The sequence below is a fragment of the uncultured Methanobrevibacter sp. genome, from assembly GCF_905235195.1.
Taxonomy (GTDB): domain Archaea; phylum Methanobacteriota; class Methanobacteria; order Methanobacteriales; family Methanobacteriaceae; genus Methanarmilla.
On record NZ_CAJOKH010000006.1, the window covers coordinates 14683 to 37492 of the forward strand.

Genomic DNA, 22810 nt, shown 5'->3' on the forward strand with positions numbered 1-22810 from the left:
ATTAGATTAAATTAATTTAGAAAAAATCAGAATAAATAAATTAAAAAAATGATAAAAAATTATTTTGAAATAGTAGGTTGATAATATGAAAAGCGAAACAATGGATTTACATAAAAAACATACACCCCCAGATATTAAATGCGGAATCATTACATTAAGTGATAGTAGATCTAATAGTAAAGAAGGTGAAAACTTAGACACATCTGGAAAATATATTATCAATCTTTTAAAAGAAAAAAACTGCAAAATAGTTCAATACAATATTATACCTGATAAAAAGGAAGAATTAATAAGTACGATTAAAGAAATGAATGAAAAAACTTGTGATGTAATATTTACAAATGGAGGTACCGGACTAGAATCTAAAGACATTACTATTGAAACTGTAAAAACATTATATGAAAAAGAAATAAACGGTTTTGGAGAAATATTTAGAGCAAAATCTTATGAAGAATTAGGTAGTGGAGCGCTTCTTTCAAGAGCATCTGCAGGAGTTTATAATAAAACAATTATCTTTTCAATGCCTGGATCACCTAATGCTGTTAAAACTGCTATGAGCATAATTATAGATGAAATAGGTCATTTAGTAAAACATACACAAAAATAAATATGTTTTAAAGAAAGATAAGAATATTTACTAAAATTATACCCCTTAAATTTTTATGTTTAATTTAGATATTTTTTTAAGTTTACAAGAATTTTTTAAATGAAATTTATATAAACAATTGATTTAATTAAAATATATCATTGTTTTTTCCACAATGAATATTAATTATCTACTCAGATTAAAAATAAACTAGTATAACCTTTCATTCTATCCTAATTTTTAATATTGCCCTTCTACTTAGTGAAAGAATATAATTTTTATAAGAAAAAATATGGTTGATTTTAAAAAAATTTATAAAGAAAAAAATTCTTAATTAAAATTTAATTTTTGATAATTAAAGAATAAAATAAAAATTGGTTAAATTAATTAATACTATTTAAAATTAAATTATACTCTTTAGAGATAAATAATTTTAATATAGATAATTATTTAGTGATAATATGAAATTTTTAGAATTCGACAAAACAAGAGATTTTCCTTTCTATAGACATAATCCTCATTTATCAAATGAAAGTTGGTTAATTTTACTTCTTTCCGTTCCACTTGCATTTTTAGTTTATGTTTTTTTATCATCATTTACATCTGAATTGGTCGGTAGTGTCTATTTCATGCTAATAATGTTAATTCCATTATTATACTTTTCAAATTGGAATTATAAGTTGTTTATTCAAAAACCAACTAAAAATGAGATTATTTTAGGAGTATTAATGTTTATTGGTTATATGATATACTCAATAATTATAGAAAATCTTTTAGTAAATTTAGGAATAGTTTACCCTGCTGGTGCAAATCCATTAAATATTGATTATATTAGTTTAATCTCATTGATTTTTTCAATGATGGGTGAGGAATTAATAAAATTCATACCTTTAATGTTCTTTTTAAGATTATTTTATAAAGTTACTGAAAATCGTAACCTATCCTTTGCATTATCATCAATTATTATAATGATAGGATTTGGATTACTCCACTACGATTTTACCAGTTCAGTTATTTCAGTTTTGCTTTTACAAGGATTAGGAACTTCTTTTGAGTTATATGGTTACTTTAAAACTAAAAATATCTTTGTATCATATTTATCCCATATATTGACTGATGCAACAGTATTTATATTAATACTTTCAGGACTTTAATCTAATAATTTGATTTAAAAATACCTTAAATCATCTTATTTTTTATGTGCAGTTATAATTGTAAAACTACTTGAATTAATAGTGATTAATACACCATCAACATCAACATAATAGTTTTTACCTTTTTTTCTAACAATTGAATTTTTATCTTTAAGTTTTAAAATACAATAGTTAACTGGATTATCTTTTATTTGCAAATTTTTTTGTATTCTTCCAATACCCATTTCAGTAGTATGAATCTTATCGATATTTTCTAACAGTACCTTTTTATACATATTAACCCTCTTATTTTCATCTTACATAATTATAATACTAATTTATTTATATTAAATAAACCTATTAATATTATGTCATTTTTAAAATTTATTATAAAAAATCCATTTAGGCGAAAAACCAGTGCAACGTTAGCCATAGTAGGTATTGCAATAGGCATTATTGTAATTGTAGCCCTTGGCGGAATTACAGATGGTTTAATAAACACTTTCGAAGATACCATTCATGCAGGAGGTGCTGATTTTTCAATTTCAGGTAAAGAAACTGGGGATTCAGCTTATGGAACCAATACCATAGATGCTTCTTGGACTGATAAAATTGCAAATGTAACTGGTGTAGACGAAGCTTACCCAATATATGTTGTCCTAACATCAGTTGGCGATAAGTATATGAAAAGTTTAATTGGTGTAGAACCAAAAGGAATAACATTAGCAGATATTTCTATAAAAGAAGGTAGAATATTTAAAGATAATGCTAATGAATTAGTTATAGGAGATATTTATGCTGAAGATAATGATTATAAAATAGGAGATACAATTGAAGTTGATGGAGAAGACTTTGAAGTTGTAGGAATAATTGAAACTGGAGATCAAAGTATGGCCAGCGGAGTATTTACCTCAATTTCTAAAGTTGGAGAGTTAATGGATGATGAAGATTCTATTTCTAACATATACGTTAAAGTAGACAAAGGTGCTGATGCACAAGAAGTAGCAGATAGAATTGATGAGAAATATGGAGATGACCTTAAAACAATCACTTCTATTATGGAAATGGAACAAATGGCAAAAATGTTAAATATGCTTCAAGGGTCAACTTGGGCAATATCTCTTCTAGCTATATTCGTTGGAGGATTAGGTATTATTAACACTATGTTAATGTCAGTATTTGAAAGAACTAGAGAAATAGGAGTTTTAAAAGCTGTAGGTTGGTCAAATACGAAAATACTTACGATGATTGTTGGAGAATCATTGGTTATTACAATTATTTCTGCTATCATTGGTTCAATAATAGGATATTTGGCTTGTATATTATTAGGTCCTCAAATAGGAATAAGTCCTTTGTTTACCCCTAAAATATTTATACAAGCATTTATAATTGCAATTATTGTTGGTGTAATTGGAGGATTATATCCTGCAATTAAAGCTATTAAATTACCTCCAACAGAGGCATTGAGATATGAGTGAGGTGATAATATGAATGCCGTAGAAATTAAAGATTTATATAAATCATATGAAAATGGAAAAATAAAAGCATTAAATGGTATTGACCTCACAATTAAAGAGGGAGAATTTGTCTCCATTATTGGTCCCTCAGGTTCTGGTAAATCAACATTACTAAATATGCTCGGAGCTTTAGATAGCCCAGATTCTGGAGTTATTAAAGTTGCGGGTAAAGATTTAACATCTGATAAAAAATTAAACCAATTCAGAGCAGAAAAAATAGGATTTATCTTCCAATTACATAATTTAATTCCAAATGTTTCTGCTCGTGAAAATATTGAAATTCCCATGTATACTCAAAAAATTTCATCAAGTGATATGAAAGAACGTGCATTAAAATTATTAGAAGATGTTGGCCTTCCAGATAAAGCTGATATTTTACCCAATAAATTATCCGGTGGTGAACGTCAAAGAGTTGCAATTGCTCGTGCACTTGCTAACAGCCCCTCAATTATATTAGCAGATGAACCAACAGGATCACTAGATTCTAAAACAAGTAGTAAAATTCTTAAGCAATTAATTGATTTGCATGAAGATAAGAACGTAACACTTATAATTGTAACTCATGATATGAATGTAGCTAAACTATCAGATAAAGTTATTGAAGTTTTAGATGGAGAAATCATTAGCCCATATGAGAATAATTCTCTAATAAACAATAAAATAAATGTATAATTTTTTAAAATTTAATTCCAAAAACAAATATTACAACAATAAAGCAAAAATGTGAAAATAAATGTAAACCCCTAAACTAATTTCATTAAGAGATACAATAACTCTTAATACTTTTTTTCTTTTTTTAAAATATAATATATAAAAAATAATCTTATTTTACTTAAATATTGGTAAATCATTAAAGTAAATTTAAAACCAGATACAGATCATATGAAAAATAAAATAATATAAAATAAAAAAATAAAAATATTGAAATTAATCATCAAAGAACTCGCTAACAGAAATCAAAGGTTCTAATTTAATTTGTTCTTTTTCAAATTTATCAATTGCACCTTCTTCTCTATCAACACACACAAAAGCCCTTTTAACAATTCCCCCATTTTCTTCAATGACTTTAATAGCTTTTAAAAGAGAGCCTCCAGTAGTTGTAACATCTTCAACAACAATTACATTATCTCCACTATTAAGTTCACCTTCAATTTGTTTACTAGTTCCATAACCCTTTTTTTCTTTTCTAATCATTAAAAGAGGAATATCACTTAAAATTGAAGATGCAGTTGCAATAGGGACTGCACCTAATGCAGGACCAGCAATCTTATCAATATCATCATCTTTAATACCATCAGTTATCATTTCACCAATGGTTTTTAGAATTAATGGATTAGTGATTGCTTTTTTCATATTAACATAATAATCACTTTCTTTTCCTGAAGCTAATACAAAATGACCTTTTTCAAAAACCTTATTTTCTTTTAAAATTTCAATTAAATATTCTTTTGAAGCCATATTATAACCCTAATAAAAAAATAATAGTGAACTCTACTTAAATATCAAATTCACCTTTAAGGATAATTTTCTCCCCAATAGTTTTAATTAAATCAAATGGTACAACTTCTTCACTATTAGAAGAGTTAAAAGCTGAAAATCCTTTTTGCTTTAGGATTATAGATAATAATTCTTTTGTATCTTCATCGAATTCTAAATCACTTACAACACCCATATGAATTGCATTAACATCTAATACTTCTTTACCGATAATATCTGCAACGATTTTCATAATATTTCCTCCATCATAATTTTAAATAAAAATATTACTTAAACTATATTTAATTTTTAATTATTTATAAATTTAGTATAATAATATATTAAATATTTGATTATATATTTATAAAATTTTTTTAAAGTATAGAAAATTTAAAACCCTATAAATTTTATATTTAATAATTATTTTAAATTATAAGTATTTTAAAACTTCTAAGAAATTATAAAAATAAAAAAAGTCTATAAAAATGATATAATAAATAAGTCAAGTTTAAGTGAAATCACAAAAAACTAAACAATACCTTAAAAATAAGATTACAAATAGTTTTCAAGTGGAAAATAACACTTGAAACTCTTTAGAATATTTAATAATATAAACATTTAAAAAAAAAATCGAAATTGAATAAATGGAGAAATATTTAACTATTCTCCACTTTATTCCAATTTATAATACCATAAACAACACATATTATTGTAAAAAGTATTATAAGTATATAACATCCCCATATCATTGGATCTTCAATTCCTAAAACAGTCATAATATCACCATTAATGTTTAATTTAAATTAATCTATTTTTTAAAAGATTTTTCAAGTAAATCTGCATCTAATGGTTTTGTAAGTAAACTTACAACTATTACGAATATTGCAGATATTGGAACACCGAAAATTAAAGGGTCAATTGATGGCCATGGCATTGTTTGTATTAAAACAGGTGTACCAAAGATAAAATTACAAATACCTAATGTGTCTGCAGTTTTTTCATATAGAAATAATAAACAGAACAAACTAGTTAATAAACCAGATATTACTCCTGCAATTGCACCTTCTCTTGTTGTCCTTTCCAGTAAATAGATGCAATGAATAATGGCAAAAAGGCAGCTGCACAAATACCCATAAATAAGGAAGTTCCAAGAGCAATTACACTTGCAGGTAATATATAACCTAATACAAGTGAAATTACAACAGCAATTAAAATACCTATTTTAGTTGGAGTTACTAAGTTTTCAGCTATTTGATTTTTTATAGTACCTACAATATCACTACCAAATGAAGTTCCCTGAATGTGATAAAGAGAAGATAAAGTACTCATTGCTGCTGCAAGTAAGGTTAATAAAAATACATAAACAAACCATTCTGGAAGTGCCATATTAATAAATATTGAAATAATCTTATCAACATTTCCACCTACAACCTCAACAGCAGTTTTTCCAAGTTTTTGATAAAAATATACATTAGAAAGTGAACCGGCAATATATGCAGTTACAGGCATAACTGCAATGAATATTCCTCCAATTAAAACAGCTCTGTTCAATTCTCTATCAGATTTAACAGTCATAAAACGTACAATTAATTGTGGCTGAGCAATAGTACCAATACCTACACCCATAATCAATGTTGATACTAAGTACCACCAAAAGGGACTACCTATTTTTGGAAAGCTTGTAAATCCTGTTCCTCCCTGAGATAATGCTTCATGAGGATATAATGATACCATATTAGTTAATACAGTATTTGCCTGAATAACTCCTCCAAGTTTCCAATAAATAAATATTAATAAAAATATCATTCCACAGAACATAATTGTTCCTTGTAAAGCATCAGTATACATAACTCCTTTAATTCCACCGTAAAATACATATACTGCAATAATTATTGAAAATAAAAGTAATACCACCTGGAAATTAATAGAAAGTGATGTTTCGATAAATCTTGCAGCACCTATTAAAACTACAGAAGAATACAAAGGCATACCTAAAAATATAATAAGGCCAGAAAATATTTTTAAAAACTTACTATCAAATCTACGTGCTAAAAAATCAGGAAATGTGACAGACTTTAAATTTACACCAATCCTACGGGTTCTTTTACCTAAAAATACAAATGCAATAAAAATTCCAACTGATAAATTTAAAAATGCCAGCATAAAATACTCATACCATACTTACCAACAATGCCTCCAAAACCAACAATAGCTGCCGTAGAAATAAAAGTTGCACCATAACTTAAGGCCATAATATATGGATGACTATCTCTTCCCGCAACTAAATAATCTTCAGAGAAATCAGTTCTTTTATAAGCAATATAACCTACATATACAACTAAAAAAAAAAGATAGATTATAAAAACTACACTTAAAATTAAAAGATTCATATTTAACCTCTCAAAAAAAAAATACAAATTTATAGCAAACTTATAAAAACTTAAAAAATATTTATTAAATAGTATAAATTCAAAAAAAATGAACATAATAATAAAATTTAATCAAAATCAGAACAAGAATAAAAGAGATTTTAAAATTAAAAAAATATAAAATCTATTCAAAAATTCTATAATTAAAATAAAGTTTTAAAATATATAAATATTTACATTTGTTTAAAAAAAAAAATAAAATATAAAATTAAAATCATTAAAAAAAGTAAAAAATAGTTCTTTTAAGATTAAACTGAACCATATCATACTAAATTTTCTTAAAAAACTTAGAGTCTATAATGAAAATAAACAAAATAATTAAAAATAATAAAAAAAATGTGTAATTCTATAAAAATTATGTGAATTTAGAAAAAATAATATTAAAACCTCTAATTAAAGATATAAATAATATTTATAATAAAGATATATTGTAAAATTTTATTTTAAAATTAATAACTTAAGTGATATAATGATATGGAATGAAGAAATGGAATGTATGGATCCTGAAAAAAGGAAAGAATTGCAACTTGAAAGACTGAAAAAGGTAGTAAAATTAGCATACGATAAAGTACCATTCTATCACAGAAAATTTGATGAAATAGGTCTTAAAGTTGAAGATATACAAAGTTTAGAAGATATTCAAAAAATTCCATTTACAACTAAAGATGATTTAAGGGCAGCATATCCATTTGAAATGGTGGCAGTGCCACCTGAGGAGATTGAAGAAATTCACGCATCATCAGGTACAACTGGAACTGCAACTGTTACCTGTTATACAAAAGAGGATATTGACATTTGGGCAGAAATATCTGCAAGAGCAATAGGAATGGCAGAAGGTGAAAAAAGAGATAAAATCCAAAACTGTTATGGATATGGTTTATTCACTGGAGGTTTTGGTATAGACCATGGTGCTAGAAAATTTGGAGCTGCAGTTATTCCCATGTCATCAGGTAATACTAAAAGACAACTTGAAATTATGAGAGATTTCAAACCTGCAATCTTAACATGTACTCCATCATATGCTATGTATCTTGGAGAAGCACTTGAAGAAGAAGGATATGGGCCAGGAGACATTCATCTTAAAACTGGTATCTTCGGTGCTGAAATGTGGACTGAAGAGATGAGAAAAAGAATAGAAAATAAATTAGGGATTAAAGCATTAAATATCTACGGTCTTACTGAAATCATCGGCCCTGGAGTCTCTAATGAATGTTTAGAGAGAAATGGAATGCATATTCAAGAAGATCACTTTTATCCTGAAATTATTAATCCTAATACATTAGAAGTTTTAGAAGATGGTCAAGATGGTGAACTTGTTTTAACATGTCTTACAAAAACAGGAATGCCAATTTTAAGATTTAGAACTAGGGACATAACTTCTCTTGTCCATGGAAAATGTAAATGTGGAAGAACTACTGTAAGAATGACTAGAATTACAGGAAGAACAGATGATATGATGAAAATCAGAGGAGTTATGGTTTTCCCATCACAAATTGAAAGAGGATTACTTAAAGTCAGTAAAGCAAGTCCGAACTACCAAATACATGTTACAAGGCCTGACACATTAGATGAAGTTGAAATAAAAGTAGAAATAACTCCCGAAATGTTTTCAGATGAAATGAAAGCTTTAGATGAAATAAGATATAAAATAGCTAAAAGTATATCAAAAGAAATAGCTCTTAGAGTAAATGTAACTCTTGTTGAACCAGGGTCCTTACCAAGAAGCGAAGGTAAAGCAGTAAGAGTAATTGATGAGAGGAACTTCAAATAGGTGATAATATGGTAGTAAAACAAATATCAGTGTTTATTGAAAATACTGAAGGAAGCTTAAAAAAGGCAATAAATGCAATATCTAATGAAAAAATAAACATACGTGCATTATCCATTGCAGATGGTGCAGAATTTGGGATTTTAAGATTAATTGTAACAGATAATGAAAAAACTAAAAAAATCCTTAAAAACAATGGATTTATTTTAAGAGAAAACGAAGTTATTGTTATTGGAATTCCCGATGAACCAAATGGATTAAACACACTTTTAGATATTTTAGAAGGGGAAAAAATTAACCTTGAATATGTTTATGCATTTGCTAATAACAAAACTGATGAAGCAGTAGTTGTAATTAAAGTAGAAGATTACAAAAAAGCTAAAAAACTCTTAAAATCACATAATGCTAATTTATTTGATGAAAATGATATTGCTAATTTGTAAATCGACTAAATTAAAGAATATTTCTTTAATTTACTTCTTTTTTTTGATTAATTATTTATTTAATATTTATTTTTAATTAAATCTATTTATAACCCACCAATAATATTTTATTCTAATTAAATCTATTTTTATTTAAGCATAATATTTTATTTTGAATTTAAACTATTTTATTTAAATTAAAAACTATTTTACATATTTAAATCATTAAATACATTTTTTATAAGAATAATAATATAATAGTAACAGTAAAACTGTGAAACTTCTAAAATAATTAAAAAAAGCTAAAATACTAAATTTTAAAAAAATAAAATAAAAAAAAGTAATAATTAAAAAGTAAAAATTAAAATGAAAAAATTAAAAGTAAATAATAAACTAAAAAAAAGTAAAAAAATATAGAAAATACTTAATCTAATATAAAAAAGAATAAAAAAATTATTAATAAATTAATCTTCTTCAGTTAAAACTATTTTTATTCCTTCATCATCAAAAGTATAAGAATCATCTCTTTCTTTAAGGTCTTTTAATTCCTCAATTAATTCCCCATTTTCAAGCAAATACATAAAACCATTAAAGAAATTATTCCAATCTTCCTGTTCGTCTTCATCACAAATAAAGGTCGTGTTTTCTCTTAAATCTGCAGGATTATCAGACCAATCAGATCCTGTATAAAATTCCTGGTTTTCCACCTGATTATCATCATCAAAATCAACAGCCATAATGATTTCACAATCAGTGAAACTATCAATATTAGTCAATTTAAATTCAGGCATATTACCACCAAAATTCTAAAATTTTTTAAATAATACTAAGTCAAACAGTATTATCATATAAATTATTAATACATAATTATTACATATAAAATTATCTATAAATTTTTTAATATGGAACTTTATAAACTTTTTAATAATTTAATTAAATCTTCTTTTGAATAACCTAATTTAATAAATAAATTTTTAATACTTTCATTTTCACCAAATTGATTTATTTCATTCCAATTTTTAAAATCATTTTCAATAATTCCATTAATCAATAATTGTATAGTGATTAAATCATCACTATCAATAGCAACTAAAACTTCTTTATTATCAAAAATTCCATCTGGATCAACTAAATCAAATTGATTGGAACCATCATTTTTTCTTTTGATTATAGCGTTATTAATTTTATATGACATTGCTTCACCTTAATATAAAATTGAAAAATATAATTAACTAATAATAATTTTAAATACAATTATTTAAATGTTTTATCTTTTAGTTTAAAATTAAGATAAATGGATAAATTATTTAATAGCATTGTACCCATATTCAAATGCTTTAAGATTCATTTTATGGAATTTTTCATTTAAATTATTCTTCATAGCTTTAATAATATTTTCTTTATCTAATGGAAAATTAAAAACAGCTACTGCAGAGCCAAGAAGAACCATATTTAATGATAAAATACTGCCTGATTCTTCAGCATAATGATTACCAGAAACGGGATATACATTATTATAATTTTCCTTTAGAGAACTAATAATTGAATCAACACTAGGATAAGAATTAGTTCCTGCAATTTGTGCCGGGACAATGGGATGTGTATTGAAAACCAAGTAAGTGTCTTTATTTGCTTTAGATAATCCTCTTACTACTTCCGAAGGTTCAAAAGCAAGAATCATACTTGCAGTATTTTTTTCAATAATTGAACTTTTATATTCACCTATTTTAATTTCAGTTGATACAGAACCTCCTCTTTGACTCATTCCATGAATTTCACTCATAACAACATTTAAACCCTCGTTCATTGCTGCTTCACCAATTATTGTAGAAGTTTTAATAATACCTTGACCACCTACCCCACATATATAAATTGAATAATTATCTTTAACCATAATTATAACCTCTTAATTCAATAATATTTATTAAATAGTTTCAAATGCATTATAATCACATATTTGACTACATATAGAACAACCATTACACATTGATGTGTCAACCACGACTTTACCTTTAATTTTACTTATAGCAGGACATGCTAAATTATTAATACATGAATCACAATTTTTACATTTATCATAGTTTACTTTAATAGGAGGTTTCTTATTAAATCCTTTAATTAAAGTACATGGAGATTTTGCGATGATTACTGAAACTCCCTCATTTTCTAAAGCTTTTTTATATGTGTCAACGGTTTGTTTTAAGTTTAATGGATTAATTACACGTACAAAACTAGCACCAGATGCTAGGGCAAGTTCCCTTATTGAAATTTCAGGTGATTCATCCCCCATACCATCTACAGGCATACCTGGATTAGGTTGACCGCCAGTCATTGCAGTTATACGATTATCCAAAATAGTGACAATAAAATTCTGTTTATTATGCACTCCATTAATTAATGGTGAAATTCCACTATGGAAAAATGTTGAATCTCCAATAAAACTTATAACTTTTTGATCTGTTGCCACTGCAAATCCACAACCATCACCTATACTTGAACCCATACTTAAAAGATAATCAGCCGCATTATAAGGAGGATTGATTCCAAGAGTATAACATCCAATATCAGATGCAAAAATCACTTCATCTTCACTTATGTTAGATTCTTTTAATGCTTGTTTAACGCCATAATAGGTTGCTCTATGAGAACATCCTGCACATAATGTTGCTGCTCTTGTTGGTAAGTCCCCAATAACTTTTTCTAATGATTGAGTATGTGAAAGTGAAAAATTTTCATCTGTATAATTTAATATTTTGATAAAACCCTCTCTTACAATATCACAGTTAAATTCCTCAACCATTGGGAATGTTTTATCTAATTTACCATGAACTGGGATATTTAATCCATTCATTCCAACTGTAAGAAGAACATCCCTTTCACAAATAGGGTCAACTTCTTCAATAACAAATACCCTATCTAAATCTTTAATAAACTCATAAATTAAATCATAAGGTGTCGGATAGGAAAGCGTTAATTTTAAAATTTTCATATCTAAATTATCCAAAGATGCAACATCATAAGCATAATTATAAGCACTACTTGAAGAAATTACCCCGATTTTAGCATTGTCTTTAATTTCAACGACTTCATTAATATTAAGTGAAGATATATTATTTTGAAATTTTTCAATTTTTTCACTTAATATTTTATGCATTACTATCACATTTACAGGAACCGGAATATAAGATTTAGGGTCCTTATTAAAATAACCCCTATTATAATGTTTTCCTTCAACAGTTTTACCCTTTTGAGATTTAATATCTCCAAATTCAACAATTCCCCTCATATGAGATACACGAGTAGTGGTTCTAATTATGACCGGAATTTCCAATTCTTCAGATAATTCAAATCCATAAACCATCATGTCTTTTACCTCTTGAGGATTAGAAGGTTCAAGTATTGGCATATTTGCAAGGCGAGCATAATTTCTTGTATCTTGTTCATTTTGAGATGAAAAAACAGACGGATCATCAGCAACAAGAATAACCATACCTCCCTTAACACCAGAATATGCAGTAGTAACAAATGAATCAGATGCAACATTCAAACCTACATGCTTCATAAATGTAAATGATCTAAGACCACTTACAGCTGATGTAGCTGCAATCTCCATAGCAACTTTTTCATTAGTTGAAAATTCAAAATATACACCTGCATCCTTTGCAATAAATGATAATGTATTTCCAATTTCAGATGAAGGAGTTCCAGGATAAGTAGCTGCAACAGATATTCCAGCTTCAATTGCACCTCTTACAGCAGCTTCATTACCTAGTAGAAAATGTTTTTCTCCTTTTTTACCATTAACTAATTGATTATAAGCCATAATATACCTCTAAATTTCTAAATAAAAGTAATAATTAAATTTTAAATATTAGACTGATAATAAAATTTTTAAAAAATCATAATCTATTTATTAAACTATATTATTTATCTTCCTTTGAATATATAAAGTAATATATTCTATTAAAGAGTGTTGGCCAAAAATATATTTTTTAAATAAATTCTTTCTTTATTTCTAAAATAAAGCCATTAAGATGTTTTAAAAAAAAGTTTTAGACTTTATGCAGACACCATAAAAAATAAATAATATTATTACTGAGAAAAACAATTTTAAACTCATTTTTAAATATTTCTTAAGTTTTAAAATTTAAAAAAAACTAATCCTCAATAAAAACATAGATATAAAAAAGATATTCAAGTAATTTTAAATTTAAAATAAATAAATAGCCTTAAAACATGAGATAAAAATAGTTAAAAATTGTTTATATTTTTGAACCTTTATAATTCTATAAAATTACGTAATGCATTTTCAAAAAATAAAAAAATTTAAAAAAATTTAAAAAATACTAATAAAAATTATATTATTTAAAATATAAAATAATAATAACTGATTTAATTTAAATTACAAACAATCTTATTTAAAAAAAAAATATTTAAAAATTATCTCTTTTTATTCATTCATAAATTAGAAGGTAGGTTTATTATGATAACTGTAAAAGTATTAAGGTTTAATCCAACTAAAGATGAGAAACCTCATTTTGAAAGTTATGAAATTGAAAAAACGGAACAAATGAAAATTTTAGATGGATTAACTGTAATTAATAAAAAATATAATGAAGACATTAGTTTTAGAAGTTCCTGTAGAGCAGGCCAATGTGGTTCATGTAGTCTAAAAGTTAATGGGTGTGGTGCTCTTGCATGTAAAGAAGAAATTAATGATAATGACATTATCGAACCTTTAGACTTACCTGTAATTAAAGATTTAATTGTTGATAGAAGCCAGTGGGAGAAAAAAACTAAAGATTTAAATCTTCAATTAAATAACGATGAACCCCATGAGTTAAATCTTGATTTAAGTCCTGAAGATACTGAAGATACACGAAAACTTAGAACATGTATTGAATGTTATTCATGTCTTTCAACATGTCCTGTTGTAAAGGATTTTAAAGATGACTATGCAGGACCTTATTTTATGAGATATTTGTCTAAATTTGAATATGACCCTCGTAATGAGTCTGACCGTTTAGTTCAACTACTTGATGAAGGAGTATATGATTGTACTAGTTGTAGAAAATGTGAAGAAGTATGTCCTAAAAACATTTGCATTTATGGAAAAGCTATTGAAAAATTAAGATCAAAACTTGTTAAAGGAGATTTAGGGCCTTTAGATGCACATAAAGCCATAAAGAAAAGTATTAGTGAAACTAATCGTTCTGTTAATTATGATGAAAAAATTGGTAGTTTTGTTAAAGATATTAATAAAGAAAAAAATGATAAAAAGTCTAAAGTTGCATTATTTACCGGCTGTATGGTTGATTATAGACTTCCTCATGTTGGATATGCATTAATTGATGTTTGTAAAGCTAATAACATTGATATTGATGTTCCAAAAGGTCAGGTTTGTTGTGGTTCACCACTTCTAAGAACTGGACAAACTGACATAATAAAGAAATTAGTAGATATAAACAAGGAAGTCTTTAAGGATTATGATACAATTATTACAATCTGTGCAGGATGTGGAGCTACACTTAAAAATGATTATCCTAATTATGGATTTAATAGTAATATAATGGATGTAAGTGAATTCTTAGTCGATAAACTTGATACAAGCAAAATGAAAAAACTTAATAAAACAGTTACTTGGCATGACCCATGTCACTTAATTAGAGGACAAGGAGTGGTCAATCAACCTCGAAAAATCATAGAAATGATTCCAGGTGTTGAATTTAACGAACTTGAACATCCAGCACAATGCTGTGGAGCTGGAGGTGGAGTAAAATCTGGAAAACCTGAAATCGCTATGGCACTCTCAAAAGATAGAGTAAATGAAATAAAGAAAACCAGTGCAGAAACTGTTTTAAGTATTTGTCCATTTTGTCAACGTAATATCCAAGATGGCCTAGATGCAGAAGGGCTTACGAATATTAATGTTATAAACTTAATTGAACTACTCAAAGAAGCATACAGTTAATTAATTAAATGATTTATTTTCTTTAAAATAGGTGGTAAATATGACAGACACAGCAACTGAAGAAGAAGTAATAATTGAAACCAACCCTATTGTTGAAAGTGACGAAGAGAATAAAGATAAAGAAAAGAAAACTGATGAAACATGCCCTAAAACTAAAACAAAATCCATTTCAACAAAGAGAGGAATAGTTAAAAATGATAATAACTATTCAGAAGCTGCAAAAGAACTTAGAGAAAACCTTTATGTTGTTTTTGTAGAATGTGAAACCTCAGGAAATGTAGGATTTCTAGCTAGAACCATGGCTAATTTTGGACTTAAAAATCTTATTTTAATTAATCCTTGTAAACTTAAAGAAGATGCATATTACCAGTCAATGCATGCAAAAGAGATTGTTGAAACAGCCGAAATATATGACACCCTAGAACATTTCCTTGAAAGTAAAGGAATAGATTTTATTATAGGAAGTACAGGTACTCCTGGAGGAAGTTATAATCTTTCAAGAATACCAATTAAACCTGAAGAATTATCTGTTAAAATGAACCCTAACAATAAAATTGCAATATTATTTGGAAGAGAAGGAGATGGACTTAATAACGATGAAATAGACAAATGCGACATTATTGTCTCTATTCCAACAGACCCTACTTATCCGGTTATGAACATTACCCATGCAGCTGCAATTATTTTTTATGAAATATTTAAAAATAGAAATAGCTTTCCAAAAGAAGGTTTAGATGAAAGTACACATATTGAAAAAGAATACCTTCTTAAAAGTATGAATGATTTAATTGATAATTTAGATATTCCAGAACACAAAAAAAGAAATGGAAATAAAACTTTTAAAAATATTATTAACCGCGCATTTATAACAGGACGTGAAGCTCATACATTTATGGGGATTTTAAGACATATTAAAGAAGATTTAATTAATAAAAAATAATATTCTATTTATACAAAACTGTATTAGAGCTAAAATAATTATTTAAAAAATATAATCATATTAATTAAATTTTTAAATTATGAAATTGATAAATTAATATTAATATAAAATTTTATAATAATTCAAAATTTTTTAAAAAAAGTGAATTAGAGGAATGTGCATGGGCATATTAAGTGATAAAGACCTTAAAAAATATTTAAACGAAGGAAAAATTGTTATAGACCCAATAATTGATGAAGAACAAATACAACCCTCTTCCATCGATATGAGACTTGGAGATGAATTTAAAGTATTTAAAGTTATTAGTAAACCATATATTGATCCTAAAGACCCTGAAGAAATTGCATCATATATGGAATCTATGGTTGTAGAAGAGAATGATGCATTTATTATACATCCAAACGAATTTGCACTTGCAACAACATACGAATATGTTAAAGTTCCAGAGGATTTAGTTGCTCGTGTTGAAGGTCGTTCCTCAATGGGTAGACTTGGAGTTACTATGCATGTAACTGCAGGATTTATTGATCCTGGTTTTGAAGGTAAAATCACATTAGAAATATCCAATATTGGTGCAATGTCAGTAGCATTATATCCTGGTCAAAGAGTATGTCAAATTGTTTTTGAAACAATGACTAGTCCTTCTAAAAGACCATATGGCCATCCAGATAGAAAAAGTAAATATATGGGCCAAAAAAGTCCTGAAAGTAGTCGTATAAAACAGGACTATGAATTAAAATAAATAAATAATTTATTTATAGTTTAAGATTAAAAATTTTTTATTTAAAATCAAATTAAATTTGAATTTAATTAATTTAATTAATTATAAATTTATTAACTAATTAATCAAAAATTTCTAATTCTTTAAATTATTTCTGAGATAAAATGAAAATTTTATCTAAAAATAAATAAACATAACCTAATTATAATTAATGAAAATTTTTTATATAAAAATTAAAACTATTATTTTGGAGCTATTATATGAATCATGAAAAAATGACAAATGTAAGTAGAAAAAGAGGATTCCTTTGGCCTTCATATGAGATATATTCTGGGGTTTCTGGATTTACCGATTATGGACCTCTAGGTGCAAGTTTAAAAAATAATATTATGCAAAAATGGAGAAAACAATATATTGTAGGCGAAGGATTTAGAGAAATAGAAGGGCCTACAGTTATGCCTAAAGAAGTGTTAAAAGCGTCAGGACATGTTGATAATTTTACAGACCCCATGTGTAAATGTGAAGACTGTGGAGAAGTCTTTAGAGCAGATCATATTATTGAAGAAGCAATCGGTAAAGATGTTGAAAGTTTTCCAAATGAAAAATTAGATGAAATTGTCTTAGAAAATAATATTAGCTGTAGTGAATGTGGAGGGAAACTTTCTAAAATATGGGATTACAACTTAATGTTTAAAACCCAAATTGGTGCAAAAGGAAATAAAATTGGATATATGAGACCTGAAACTGCACAAGGAATATTCATTTTATTTAAAAGATTATCCAGATATTTTGGTGGAAGATTACCTTTTGGAGTAGTACAACTTGGAAAAGCATACCGAAATGAAATTTCTCCAAGACAAGGAGTCATAAGACTAAGAGAATTTACACAGGCGGAAGCAGAAATATTCTTAAACCCTCAAGATAAAACTCATCCCAAATTTGAGAATATAAAAGATGAAAAATTCAGATTATCCTCCCAAGATGTTCAAAAAAATGAAAAAGAAGAGATTGTTGTTACAGGACAAGTCGCATTAGATGAAGGCATTATATCAAGCGAGATGCTTATTTACCAATTATATCTTGCAAGAAAATTCTTATATGATATAGGAATTCCAGATGAAGCTTTAAGATTTAGACAACATCTTCCAGGAGAAATGGCACATTATGCACTTGACTGTTGGGATGTTGAATGTAAAACCGACCAATATGGATGGGTTGAGATTATTGGTATAGCAGATAGAGGAGATTATGATTTAAGCTCCCATACAAAAGAAAGTAATGAAGATTTAAATGTTTACATTCCTTACGATGAACCTAAACTAGTTAAAAAAACAGTTATAAAACCAAATATGGCTAAATTTGGGCCGTCATTTAAACAGGACAGTCCTAAAGTGAAAACCTTCCTTGAAAATTTAAATGATGAGGAAATTAAAGACCTTAAAGCTGCAATTGACAAGGAAGGTAAATATATTATAAAATTAGATAAAGATTTAGAACTATTAGCTGAACATTTAAGTTTTGAGGAAATAGAAGAAGAAGTTAAAGGAGAAAAAATCACACCGCATGTTATTGAACCATCTTTTGGCATAGACCGTATATTATACTGTACCCTTCTCCATTCATTTACTGAAACTGATGAAAAAGATTATTTCAAATTTGAAAAAACCATTGCACCTATTGAAATAAGTGTATTTCCTCTTTTAAATAAAACACCACTTACAAAAATAGGATTTGAAATAACTGAAAATTTAAGAAAAGAAGGTTTCAATGTAGATTACAGTACAGCAGGTTCTATTGGTAAAAGATATGCTAAATCTGATGAAATTGGTGTGCCTCTTGCCATTACAGTAGATTTTGACTCTAATGAAACTGATGATGTAACTGTTAGATATAGAGATAGTGAAAAACAAAAGAGAATAAAAATAGATGAGTTAAATAATTTTGTTGAAAACTATTTTAACAAAAAAGACTAAAATTTATTTAATTCATTTTTTTATCTTTTTATCCATTGACCGTGTAAAATAAATATTAGTGCATATATTCAATTAAAGTTAAGAATTCTAACGTTTCATATTTTTATTCAATAATCCCCTATAAATATGAACATAAGCCCATCTGACAATAACTCTTTTAACAATCCACATATGAATATTAAGTCTTACTCCATTGACTTTAAGTTCACATTCCTTAACTTTCAGATTTTGCCTATCCATCCACACATCAAAAAGACGTTCAGTTAAAAACCCATAAATTCTTTTTTTGATAATCATTATAACCAGTCATATCTACTCTTTTTTCTACTTCAGCAAGTATTGGAAATACCCTTAAGTTTAGTTAATCTTGTAAATAAGTTTAGCTACCCATAATTAATGAGAAATCATAATTATTCTTTATATTATGAGTCTAATGTTAAAGTTAAGTCTTTATAATATAACTTTCAAAGTCATAATCTTAATACTGCAATAATTTTTAATTTAAGTTAAAATATTACAAAAATAAGAAAATATAATAAAAAAATAATAAAATAAAGAAAATTACTTATATTCATTATTCTTCAATATCTAAAAAATCATTATTTTCTAAAAATTGAGATTGGTCTAAACAATATTCGAATAATTTTAAACCCCATTTTATACCTCCCCTAGATTTATCATAAAATATTACATCATTATCATAATTTCCATCAATGTATGAAAGATTTAAACTCATAAAATTATCACCAACATTTAAGAAAATATCAAAATTTACATCAGCAATATAAATAGCTGTTTTACTTGAGGATCTGATTGTTTCAAATTCATTTTTATAATTTTGACAAAGTTCTAAATATATATCCTGATTTAAAATTAAATTCAGATTATAAAAAGGATTTCTATTTATAAACTCATTTAAAATTTCTACATGTTTTGAAGAACAAACAGATAAAACTATATTAAGGATTTTACTATCTTTAACCAATCCTTCATATATTTCAAATGATTTTTCAGGATAAGTATTATCATATTCATTTAAAGTACCATTTTCAAGAAGATTTAAATCATAAAATAAGAAATTTGGAATATCTTTTATAGAATGATTAGACCAAAAAGTAACCATATCTCCAACAGGTAGAGAATCTAAAAAATTTAGATAATTTACTGAAATAATTTTACCTTCAGAACTTAGACAGTATTTATCATCATCATTTAATTCAAATATATTATTATATTCAAAAAAATTAATCACATTAGAAACTGTTGATTGGCAACTCCACCTTTTCAAGTCTTTAAAAGTTTTAGGACTTTCAATAACATCCAAAAATATTAAAGATTTAATTTTAGAATTTAATATTGCTTTCATTTTCTTATTTAAACCAGTACTATCCATCGTATCACCCAATTAATAAATCAAAGAATTTTAAAATAAAAACATAATATTAGAAGCAGTTATAAAACTTATAAACATCATAATGAAAATTAAAATCTATTCTATTTAATTTAAAAATACATGCTGAAACAAATTAAAATTTAAAATAATAACTTAAATTAAAATAAATTAAAATTTAAAATAATAACTTAAATTAAAATAAATTAAAATTTAAAATAATAACTTAAATTAAATTCAATTTAAATTAAATAAATAAAAAAATATTAAAGTATAATTAAAAAATAACTGTATTAGCACCAAATTTAGAATCTGCACTATCAAAACACTCTTCAAAAATAGATTTAGCCCACAATCTAGAATTTTCATCCTTTGAAATTAAAACATTATTTTTATCTAGATTACCATTTTCAAAAAACAAATTTAATCCCATTACAAAATCTGTTAAAAAAAGATTGAATTCGATTTTATCAGATGTTGTAATCAATCTAAAGATCTTTTCATTAAATGCATTTTGCAAGATTTCTCCATCCATAGAATTCATAAATTTATATCTTAACTCTTCAGGAATTATAAGAGTAACAGGAATATGTCTTTGAAGCATTGAAGAAATAGAATTAATGTAAATTTTATTAATCTCTGAAATAATAAAATGTAGGTATGAACTTTTATCCATAATATCTGATACCATTTTCTCTAAAGCGAAAATATCAGTTCTTGGAAGTTCATATATAGATGCCTCTTTTAAACTTGAAATATGTACTAAACTTTCTTTAGGAATATGGTTAATATTATGATTGATTAAGAAATATTCATAATTTTCTGTAACATCAATTGCTTCTTTTAATTGAAGAAGATTTAAAAAAAGTATTTTACCTAAATTTGAAATTGCATAATCTGAACCAATTTTATAAATTAATCCATTATTTCTCAAATACTTAATATTATAATTCAAACTAGGATAATTTAAACCAGTATCTATATGCAGAACTTTTAATGAAGCATTATGTTCATTTAATGATTTTAAAATTAGAAATTTATAATCTGCACTTGCTTTAGATATAACATTAAAAACTTTTTCTGATTTTCTAACATATTTACTTGTAAAATTATTTTTATAATCCTTATTTCGATTATTTTTCATTAAAATCCCTTTTATATTAAATTTGAATAAAAACCAATAATTAAAAGGAAATAAAAACTTATAAAACAGAATGTCTTAAAAATAAATATAAATAAATATTATATCTTATTTTAAGTGTGAAAAAGATTTTTAATATTTAAAAAATTACAAAATTAAAGTAATTTAATTATTTAAAAAAAATTATTAAATAATTAAAGAAAGTATTTTTTAAAAAAATAAAAATAATTTTCAATATATAATACTTGTTAGAATAAGTATATAAAGATTATGGAGCTTTAATTATAATTTAATTGTTTGTTATATTTCGAACAGTTTGTATATATACAATCAAATAATAGATTTTTATTAAAATTAAAAATTAATAAATATTTGTAGATATACGAACATATAATTAAATTTAAAAAATATTTAAATAAAATTTATTAAACTTTAATTATAAATGAAAATATGAATATTAATAAAATTAAACTCGTGATGAAAAGATGATTGATTGCCATACACATTGTGATTCAAGAAGTAGTGAGGATTTTGAACTGATGTATACCTCAGGAATAGATACAGTAATTAGCTGTGCATATTACCCATATCACTTAATGAATGAAATAGTTTATTTAAATCATTTAGAGAGAATATTAAACTATGATACAAAAAGAGCTAAAAAATATGGTCTTGATTTGAAAGTAGCCTTAGGAATACATCCTACAAATACTGAAATTAATCCTGAATTAATCTATGAAAATCTATATAAATATATTGAAAATGATGAGATTATTGCTATTGGAGAGATAGGCCTAGAAAATTTAACAGATACAGAATATGAAATATTCAAACAACAGTTAATAATTGCAGATGAGACTAATACAAAAGTTATTATACATACACCACGTAAAAACAAAAGAGCAGTATTATCTGAAATTAAAAAAGTGGTTAATAATAATATTGACCCTAAACTAGTTGTAATAGACCATATTAACAAAAATGTGATTGGAGATGTGATTGATGATGGATATACTTTAGGCCTTACAGTTCAACCACAAAAAATGAATGTAGATGAAGCAATAGATATTCTAGATAATTATGGCTTTGATAAATTTTTATTAAATAGTGATATGAGCAATAAACCCTCAGACCCTTTATCAGTTGTTAAAACAATTAGAGAACTTGATAAATTAAATTATAAAAAAAGTGAAATAAATAAAATATCCCATGAAAATGCTATTAAATTCTTTAATCTTTAATCTAAGTCATAATATGAAATATATAGTAAAATAAAGATTAATAGTATATATAAATAAAAACTAATTAAAACAAAATAAAACAAAGAAAAATAAATTATTAAT

At 25.7% G+C, this 22810-nt stretch carries 22 protein-coding genes and 1 pseudogene; 11 read left to right on the plus strand and 12 right to left on the minus strand.

Annotated elements, in window-relative coordinates:
- Positions 1 to 85: 85 nt before the first annotated feature.
- Positions 86 to 607 carry a molybdenum cofactor biosynthesis protein B gene (locus QZ146_RS00910; protein WP_295721556.1) on the plus strand — a complete coding sequence of 174 codons (522 nt, stop codon included), beginning with the start codon at positions 86 to 88 and terminating at the stop codon, positions 605 to 607.
- Positions 608 to 1047: 440 nt separating this feature from the next.
- Positions 1048 to 1740 (plus strand): hypothetical protein, encoded by a 693-nt coding sequence (locus tag QZ146_RS00915; RefSeq protein WP_295721558.1) that lies wholly within the window; start codon positions 1048 to 1050, stop codon positions 1738 to 1740.
- A 35-nt stretch (positions 1741 to 1775) separates the two neighbouring features.
- Here QZ146_RS00915 and QZ146_RS00920 read toward each other — a convergent pair whose 3' ends face one another.
- Positions 1776 to 2015, minus strand: coding sequence for a DUF3781 domain-containing protein (locus QZ146_RS00920; RefSeq protein WP_295721560.1), 240 nt, complete (start codon positions 2013 to 2015; stop codon positions 1776 to 1778).
- Positions 2016 to 2087: 72 nt separating this feature from the next.
- On the opposite strand from QZ146_RS00920, the gene QZ146_RS00925 reads away from it, so the two are divergent.
- Positions 2088 to 3197, plus strand: coding sequence for an ABC transporter permease (locus tag QZ146_RS00925; protein WP_295721562.1), 1110 nt, complete (start codon positions 2088 to 2090; stop codon positions 3195 to 3197).
- Between the two features lie 9 nt (positions 3198 to 3206).
- Positions 3207 to 3908 (plus strand): ABC transporter ATP-binding protein, encoded by a 702-nt coding sequence (locus QZ146_RS00930; protein ID WP_295721564.1) that lies wholly within the window; start codon positions 3207 to 3209, stop codon positions 3906 to 3908.
- A gap of 255 nt (positions 3909 to 4163) precedes the next feature.
- Here QZ146_RS00930 and pyrE read toward each other — a convergent pair whose 3' ends face one another.
- The 4 genes and pseudogenes from pyrE to QZ146_RS00945 all read right to left on the minus strand — a co-directional run bounded on the left by pyrE (position 4164) and on the right by QZ146_RS00945 (position 7102).
- Entirely contained in the window at positions 4164 to 4694 is a 531-nt protein-coding gene (gene pyrE / locus QZ146_RS00935) for an orotate phosphoribosyltransferase (RefSeq protein WP_295721566.1), read from the minus strand.
- Between the two features lie 37 nt (positions 4695 to 4731).
- Positions 4732 to 4965, minus strand: a complete 234-nt coding sequence (locus QZ146_RS00940) for a PRC-barrel domain-containing protein (RefSeq protein WP_295721568.1) — start codon at positions 4963 to 4965, stop codon at positions 4732 to 4734.
- 403 nt (positions 4966 to 5368) lie between these two features.
- Entirely contained in the window at positions 5369 to 5488 is a 120-nt protein-coding gene (locus QZ146_RS08805) for a symporter small accessory protein (protein WP_365316188.1), read from the minus strand.
- Between the two features lie 32 nt (positions 5489 to 5520).
- Positions 5521 to 7102 (minus strand): annotated as a pseudogene (locus QZ146_RS00945) (sodium:solute symporter family protein).
- Between the two features lie 508 nt (positions 7103 to 7610).
- On the opposite strand from QZ146_RS00945, the gene QZ146_RS00950 reads away from it, so the two are divergent.
- Together QZ146_RS00950 and QZ146_RS00955 are read left to right on the plus strand one after the other, a co-directional pair.
- On the plus strand, positions 7611 to 8912 hold the full coding sequence (locus tag QZ146_RS00950) for a phenylacetate--CoA ligase family protein (protein WP_295721570.1): 1302 nt from the start codon (positions 7611 to 7613) through the stop codon (positions 8910 to 8912).
- 8 nt (positions 8913 to 8920) lie between these two features.
- Complete coding sequence (locus tag QZ146_RS00955) at positions 8921 to 9352, plus strand: acetolactate synthase (RefSeq protein ID WP_295721572.1); 432 nt, start codon at positions 8921 to 8923, stop codon at positions 9350 to 9352.
- A gap of 443 nt (positions 9353 to 9795) precedes the next feature.
- Here the strand turns inward: QZ146_RS00955 and QZ146_RS00960 are convergent, their stop codons facing one another.
- From QZ146_RS00960 to iorA, 4 genes are all read right to left on the minus strand, one after another.
- Positions 9796 to 10122, minus strand: a complete 327-nt coding sequence (locus QZ146_RS00960; protein WP_295721574.1) for a hypothetical protein — start codon at positions 10120 to 10122, stop codon at positions 9796 to 9798.
- Between the two features lie 119 nt (positions 10123 to 10241).
- Positions 10242 to 10526 (minus strand): hypothetical protein, encoded by a 285-nt coding sequence (locus tag QZ146_RS00965; RefSeq protein WP_295721576.1) that lies wholly within the window; start codon positions 10524 to 10526, stop codon positions 10242 to 10244.
- Positions 10527 to 10634: 108 nt separating this feature from the next.
- Complete coding sequence (locus tag QZ146_RS00970) at positions 10635 to 11225, minus strand: indolepyruvate oxidoreductase subunit beta (RefSeq protein WP_295721578.1); 591 nt, start codon at positions 11223 to 11225, stop codon at positions 10635 to 10637.
- Between the two features lie 30 nt (positions 11226 to 11255).
- Entirely contained in the window at positions 11256 to 13154 is a 1899-nt protein-coding gene (gene iorA / locus QZ146_RS00975) for an indolepyruvate ferredoxin oxidoreductase subunit alpha (RefSeq protein WP_295721580.1), read from the minus strand.
- 660 nt (positions 13155 to 13814) lie between these two features.
- On the opposite strand from iorA, the gene tfrB reads away from it, so the two are divergent.
- From tfrB to glyS, 4 genes are all read left to right on the plus strand, one after another.
- Positions 13815 to 15302 (plus strand): fumarate reductase (CoM/CoB) subunit TfrB, encoded by a 1488-nt coding sequence (gene tfrB, locus QZ146_RS00980; protein WP_295721583.1) that lies wholly within the window; start codon positions 13815 to 13817, stop codon positions 15300 to 15302.
- Positions 15303 to 15333: 31 nt separating this feature from the next.
- A complete protein-coding gene (locus QZ146_RS00985) occupies positions 15334 to 16242 on the plus strand; it encodes an RNA methyltransferase (RefSeq protein ID WP_295721585.1) in 909 nt (302 codons plus the stop codon).
- Positions 16243 to 16402: 160 nt separating this feature from the next.
- A complete protein-coding gene (gene dcd / locus QZ146_RS00990; protein WP_295721587.1) occupies positions 16403 to 16984 on the plus strand; it encodes a dCTP deaminase in 582 nt (193 codons plus the stop codon).
- Between the two features lie 239 nt (positions 16985 to 17223).
- Positions 17224 to 18936, plus strand: a complete 1713-nt coding sequence (glyS, locus tag QZ146_RS00995; protein ID WP_295721589.1) for a glycine--tRNA ligase — start codon at positions 17224 to 17226, stop codon at positions 18934 to 18936.
- 87 nt (positions 18937 to 19023) lie between these two features.
- Here glyS and QZ146_RS01000 read toward each other — a convergent pair whose 3' ends face one another.
- The 3 genes from QZ146_RS01000 to QZ146_RS01010 form a co-directional block, all read right to left on the minus strand.
- Entirely contained in the window at positions 19024 to 19233 is a 210-nt protein-coding gene (locus QZ146_RS01000; RefSeq protein WP_295721591.1) for a hypothetical protein, read from the minus strand.
- Between the two features lie 277 nt (positions 19234 to 19510).
- Positions 19511 to 20329, minus strand: coding sequence for a winged helix-turn-helix domain-containing protein (locus tag QZ146_RS01005; protein ID WP_295721593.1), 819 nt, complete (start codon positions 20327 to 20329; stop codon positions 19511 to 19513).
- Positions 20330 to 20603: 274 nt separating this feature from the next.
- Complete coding sequence (locus QZ146_RS01010) at positions 20604 to 21470, minus strand: winged helix-turn-helix domain-containing protein (RefSeq protein ID WP_295721595.1); 867 nt, start codon at positions 21468 to 21470, stop codon at positions 20604 to 20606.
- A 482-nt stretch (positions 21471 to 21952) separates the two neighbouring features.
- Between QZ146_RS01010 and QZ146_RS01015 the strand changes: the two genes are divergently transcribed.
- On the plus strand, positions 21953 to 22708 hold the full coding sequence (locus QZ146_RS01015; RefSeq protein ID WP_295721596.1) for a TatD family hydrolase: 756 nt from the start codon (positions 21953 to 21955) through the stop codon (positions 22706 to 22708).
- The last annotated feature ends 102 nt before the right edge of the window (positions 22709 to 22810 follow it).